Raw genomic sequence first — 5,242 nt, 5'->3', positions numbered from 1 at the left:
TTTATTTGGACTCAACCAATGAGCGACGATCGCCACCAACCGACCATTGGGCAGTAACCTTAGCAACGCCGATCGCAAGTGACGCAAGCAGACATCGGGATTACGCTTGGTACTGGTAATACTGCGCGAGAACGGGGGGTTCATGACGATGACTGATGGCTTGATGCGTTGGAGCAACATGTCATTCAAGTATTCTGCATTTACCGAAAATAGCTCTGCGGATGGAAAGACTTCACGCAACAGATCTCGGCGAGACTTGGAAAACTCATTGAGGACGATCGTGGTTGGTTTGACTCTCTGGTTGATACTCGCACCAACGAGAATGCCCGTTCCCGCGCTTGGTTCGGCTAGGACATCATCAGCGTTCGCCATCGCAGCTCGACCGACTAACCAGCCTAGCTCCAGCGGCGAAGAGAACTGTTGTAAATCGATTTGCTCCTGGCTACGAACGCGGTGGTCTACCGTCAAATCTTGCAACTGCCGCATCTGAGCCAAACTCAAGTCCGGTTGCTGGAGCAGATAGAGTGCCATTGCGGATTCGATCGCGTCTGTAGCGAGCTTCCACGACCAAGATCCATTCGCACTGCTCCCGCAGTAATGGTTCATTACCTCAGCAATCTGCGCTTGCCCCAGCCGTTCCCCAGCTTTTAATCTTTCATTAAACTCGCGAACTGGGCTAATTTTAGTAATAGTTTGCATAAAAAAAGCCCGTAGATTGCTCTACGGGCAGTTGGTAAATAAATTGAAATATTTAATAGTACAATTTGTCGATCGAAAGCTCGATCGGAGTGGGCAAACCACTATAAATCAGGCAAACCATTCGTACCAAACATCGAGTAATGCTTCCATTATTGGAAAACTACGCTGTTCGTATTTACCCCTTCTAAGATCGCGATAATATAGCCACGCTTCGATAAATCTCGACATAATCGATACCTGTAAATTTGCATCAAGAAATACAAAAAGCCTCAGTAATTCAACGATCTCCGAGGCTTCAAATCCATCAAGCGGATGCATACGCCTTTCCTTCGGAACGCTCCGCGAACGGCGGGGCGAAGCCCTACGCGCTGAGGTTTCCGCCTTCTCTGCGAGACGCTCCGCGAACGGCACGTCTTTTCTTCGCTCCCCTACAGCGTGCGTTGCACCAAGCAGGCGAAGCATTGGAGCTAGGCAGCAACTAGTTCAGAGGCTGTCTGAACGATTGGCTTGTCGTTCAAATCGATTAGGTGATCAGCCGCTTTCTGTGCTTGACTTACAGCCCGAAAAAATGCCTTGTCATCTTTCTTTAATCCGGTCAGCCATCCACCTAAATAATTAGCATGATGTTCTAAATCTTGTTCCATATATTCAGGAAATAACCGATCGCAAACGAAGGCACTAGTTAATTCTGCGACTAATTCCTCAAACGCATAGATCTCATCCCCATGAGAAGTAGATTTCATCCCTTCACGGTCGAGTCTACTTTGATGTCCAGTCCAGTGTCCCAACTCATGCACGGCGGTTGAATACGCTGCTTTAGCACTGCTAAAATTCTCAAATACTGGCAACCTAATTTCATCCCGACTGGGACTATAACAAGCTCGATTGCCACCGTAAACGATCGCAGCTTGAGTATTAGCGATAAACTCATCGATCGTCAAAATCCGCTGGTCAAGATTATCGGGAGTGTCATCAGTTAACTCTTGAATAAAGTCAACAATCTTCTTATCCGCATCTAAATCATCGATACAATCCATCGAAAAGACACTGCTAAATTTAGAAAACTTGATTCGTTCCTTGGTAATTTCACCAGCATCATTTTCTGCCTCTTTCTCGGTAATCCCTGCAAATCTAATCCAAGCAGATTTTGAGCCTTTCTTGACCTGCCAACCTTGATCTTTGGCTTGCTTGAAGGTGATAAAGAATGGCGAATCGTGTCCGTTAGTGAGGTTGGAGACAGCACACCAGAGAGGATTAGAACCAGTATAGACGTGGCGAGTAATCAAGTTTTGAAATGGGATACGATCGTATCCAGCTTTCCACGGTTTTCGCCACGGTTTAATCCCTTGTTCGAGTAATGTACAGATCTGATTTGTGATGAGTTCGTACTTGTCGATTGGTGTCGCTTTCTGTTTTGTAGCCATGATTAATTACTCCTAAATATTAAAAAACCAGCGATCGATAATCGCTGGCGATGGTCGGACATGAATTTTCTTATTTCGTTTTTTCAGATTGAAACTCAATAAATTTGGCATGAGATAAAGTCTCAGCAAGTTGACATCGAGTAATATCAAACATTGCAATGTGACATTCTTTAGGTGGGATTTGCATCTGGGCAGCCAGCCATTTGTATGCTGATGCTCTTGACATCAGCTCCCGTCGCCACAACAGATCGAAGGCACTATGAGCTTTCTTCTTGGCGAATCGCAATTGGGCATTAGCCATCAACCCCGATGGTTCGGGTTCTGGTAGATGAGCGGTTTCCGTGCGTACACCGATCCGTGCATCGCAGGGTAGGCAGACATACAGCAACCCATAATCGATACCACTAGCATAAAATTCGGTTGAGGGCATCAACTTGGCTCGCTCGCCGCAGTAGGGACAATTTGGAGTAGCCATTAATTAAATTCGATCGCTAAAATAGTGTTAATTGAGACTGAGTTAGTTCGACGGGACAGTAAACCTGATTGTCGATAATAATCAGGTAATCGGCGCGCTCTAATCGTTTACCAGTTCGTTGCCAGGAAAAATAAGACTGTTGAAATGGACAATAAAAGATAGGTTCGATCGGCGGTAATTTTGGTAGACTTTGCCCCAAGAGCATTCCACAGCCCCAGGCATGTACGTTTTTATGCCCTTCTCGTAATACCCGCTGGCGGCTGGCTTCTGAGACAAAGAAGGTGGGATACTTCAAAACCAGATTATCTAAGTGCCCAACAACCAACCAAGATTTACCGATTTTTTGCTGAACGCTCATCAAACCATTATTGAGATTTCGATATGTTCTGGTGGGGAGTCCACGACAAATATTCCAGTCAATTTCACGTACTACCATGATATTAATCCTTTATATTAGTTGGAGTCGGTGCGAACGGGTTCCCCAATACATCCATGAGATTGAATGAGATTGATAATTCTCTCAACTTTTTTATTGTTCGATTCGTACATAATGCTTATTTTCTAGAGATTAGTAATGTGAGAAAAGAATACAAAAAAGCACCAGTCACATTTGAAAACTGGTGCTAGATGCGATGAGTGATTGTGGTAGTAAAGCTACGAAGAAGTGGGTAAATTCCAAAACATTTTGGCGGCACCACCAAGGATGATTAGAATTAGTCCACCAACAATAGTTCTTAACAAAAACTCTTGGTTGCCAACTCGTGTTGATAGTCCATCAACTTTGGTATCGAGAGTTTTAATCTCACCCTTAAGTTCAGTACTGAGGTTCTTAACTTCCCCTTTGAGTTCAGACACACTCAACTTCAATTCATTCTGACCTTGTTCCATTCGTTCGAGGCGTTGGTCGATTTTGGCAAGAACATCTTTGAGTTCGGTTTCGATCGTTAGGGACATAGTGTTAAGGTAGTAATAAGTAACGATTTTTTGGAGAAGTCTCACTAATTGCAGTTAGTGAGATTTCTCTATTCTAGCCAATTCTTAGATGCGTTCCTCGTTCTTGCAGTTTCGCCAAAATTCGTCCATCTTCGCCAATTAACTCATCAATTCCAGCTTCGAGCAGTTTCGCTCGAACTGATTCGGTAGACACAGAGAATGTGATGCGTTCAGTGACAACCTCCAAGGGAAAATCTTGCGGTTTGATATCGGGATTTACCCACACAGGCGGTTTTCCTCCATTTTTCACCAATCTTAAACTAGCTTCTTTTCCGGCGAACGAAGTTGCTCCCTGTCGCTCCAGGGCGAGTTTGACATAAGCTTTCAACCGATCGATCGCATTCTGCCGCGACTTCGCCAATTTGTCGAAATGCTCCCGGCGTTCGACGAGATAGTTAATCTCGGCTTGTTTGGCAGCGAAAACGCCCGCGATCGCATCAACTTTGCTGGCGATCTCCAACTCTAATTCTGCCAACTGGGATTGGAGAATTACCTCTTGTTCGGGATGTTCGGGATCGGGATTTTCCAGTGCATCGAGGATGGCTTCGAGCATGGCATCTTTAATGCCACCTAGATCGATTAATGAAGTCATAGAGTTAAGCCCAGGCGATACACCTGGGCGATAAAGAATAATTATCGTACTGACTGATAGTAATCACACCGATCTTGCCATAAGGCTTCATCGTGCGCTAACTGAGCCTGTTCGTCCAGTTCGGCAGGAGTTAAGGGGATAGGTAATTTGGTCTTGGACTTAGGCTTGGAAACTGTTAAACTAGGCATAGGTTTTTTGTGAATAAGTGACATACTCCACACGTTAAGCTGAGTAAAGCTAGGACGTGTGCATCTTTGCAGCCCGATTAAGGGTATACAAAATTTCCTTCACGGTACTGTTATCCATAGTTCCGACTACAGAAAGATTCCCACTACGGCGTTTTATACTTGGGAAAATGTCCAACCCAAGTCTCTTTAAATTGATCGCGGCGTTAATATCGCGATCGACCATCAAAGAGTTTTGCTCATCCCAATAGTCTCGAATACTGCAATCGGTGAAAATAATTTCATTCCGATAACTGAGTACCATTGAGGTATAAGCAGGTTTTTTTGAAATGATAACTGCTCCAGCTTTTGCGGCTATGTAGTCCAGTGTCTTGAAGAATTGACCGAATGCAGCATCTAGCCAGGACTTATTCAGTCCTGATTTTGCCGATTGACCATTAGGGAGATAAGTTCCAGCATCATCTTGCTTAACTTTATTGCGTTTAGTTAAACCCTTCAGATTAAGATCTTCATAGAAGAAGAATTTAGCACAAGTTCTTACCAGCTTGTGAGCGGTTTTATAGTGAAAATCTTGGCGAGAACGAGCAATACGTTGATGTTGTCTAGCCTCTTTCTTTGCCAGTTTACGCCTAGCTTTACTTCCCCGCTTCCGCTTATTCCGCTTGGTTGAAATCCGATCTAGTTTCGATTGATTATTGAGTAGTGGCTTGAGCGAAGGTAGCTTTTCACCCTCAGATGTTGCTAGATAAACATCTTGGTGAAGTACTGCATCCAAACCAATTGAGTTATCCCAAGTTGGAATAATTTCATCAGGGGTGAACTCAGGTACTGATGTGTCTTCGAGCATTAATTGAATGAACCAACCATCAGCTTT

General features: G+C 44.3%; 7 protein-coding genes and 1 pseudogene. All 8 read right to left on the bottom strand.

Annotated features, from left to right (window positions below; all coding sequences use genetic code 11):
* Nucleotides 1–699 (bottom strand): annotated as a pseudogene (locus ACEW9I_RS21235) (hypothetical protein); the annotation flags it as partial.
* A gap of 467 nt (nt 700–1,166) precedes the next feature.
* Nucleotides 1,167–2,123, bottom strand: coding sequence for an ArdC family protein (locus ACEW9I_RS21230; RefSeq protein ID WP_373542318.1), 957 nt, complete (start codon nt 2,121–2,123; stop codon nt 1,167–1,169).
* Between the two features lie 70 nt (nt 2,124–2,193).
* Nucleotides 2,194–2,598 carry a zinc-finger-containing protein gene (locus tag ACEW9I_RS21225; RefSeq protein ID WP_373542317.1) on the bottom strand — a complete coding sequence of 135 codons (405 nt, stop codon included), beginning with the start codon at nt 2,596–2,598 and terminating at the stop codon, nt 2,194–2,196.
* 16 nt (nt 2,599–2,614) lie between these two features.
* Nucleotides 2,615–3,034, bottom strand: a complete 420-nt coding sequence (locus ACEW9I_RS21220; RefSeq protein WP_373542316.1) for a hypothetical protein — start codon at nt 3,032–3,034, stop codon at nt 2,615–2,617.
* Between the two features lie 218 nt (nt 3,035–3,252).
* Nucleotides 3,253–3,552, bottom strand: coding sequence for a hypothetical protein (locus tag ACEW9I_RS21215; protein ID WP_373542315.1), 300 nt, complete (start codon nt 3,550–3,552; stop codon nt 3,253–3,255).
* Between the two features lie 73 nt (nt 3,553–3,625).
* Entirely contained in the window at nt 3,626–4,183 is a 558-nt protein-coding gene (locus ACEW9I_RS21210; RefSeq protein WP_373542314.1) for a siphovirus Gp157 family protein, read from the bottom strand.
* Between the two features lie 41 nt (nt 4,184–4,224).
* Nucleotides 4,225–4,371: a hypothetical protein gene (locus tag ACEW9I_RS21205; RefSeq protein WP_373542313.1), complete on the bottom strand. Its 147-nt coding sequence runs from the start codon at nt 4,369–4,371 to the stop codon at nt 4,225–4,227.
* 49 nt (nt 4,372–4,420) lie between these two features.
* On the bottom strand, nt 4,421–5,242 hold an 822-nt coding region (locus tag ACEW9I_RS21200), incomplete at its 5' end, for an RNA-guided endonuclease InsQ/TnpB family protein (protein WP_373542312.1).

It is taken from the genome of Chamaesiphon sp. (genome assembly GCF_041738855.1).
GTDB lineage: Bacteria > Cyanobacteriota > Cyanobacteriia > Cyanobacteriales > Chamaesiphonaceae > Chamaesiphon.
Note: the sequence above shows the minus strand (reverse complement) of the source record. Positions and strands in the feature narration are given on the sequence as shown.

Excerpts from the sequence above, each read along its gene's own strand:
- ACEW9I_RS21220 (WP_373542316.1), bottom strand. The coding sequence starts at position 3,034 with ATGGTAGTACGTGAAATTGACTGGAATATTTGTCGTGGACTCCCCACC.
- ACEW9I_RS21230 (WP_373542318.1), bottom strand. The coding sequence starts at position 2,123 with ATGGCTACAAAACAGAAAGCGACACCAATCGACAAGTACGAACTCATC.
- ACEW9I_RS21225 (WP_373542317.1), bottom strand. The coding sequence starts at position 2,598 with ATGGCTACTCCAAATTGTCCCTACTGCGGCGAGCGAGCCAAGTTGATG.
- ACEW9I_RS21205 (WP_373542313.1), bottom strand. The coding sequence starts at position 4,371 with ATGCCTAGTTTAACAGTTTCCAAGCCTAAGTCCAAGACCAAATTACCT.
- ACEW9I_RS21210 (WP_373542314.1), bottom strand. The coding sequence starts at position 4,183 with ATGACTTCATTAATCGATCTAGGTGGCATTAAAGATGCCATGCTCGAA.
- ACEW9I_RS21215 (WP_373542315.1), bottom strand. The coding sequence starts at position 3,552 with ATGTCCCTAACGATCGAAACCGAACTCAAAGATGTTCTTGCCAAAATC.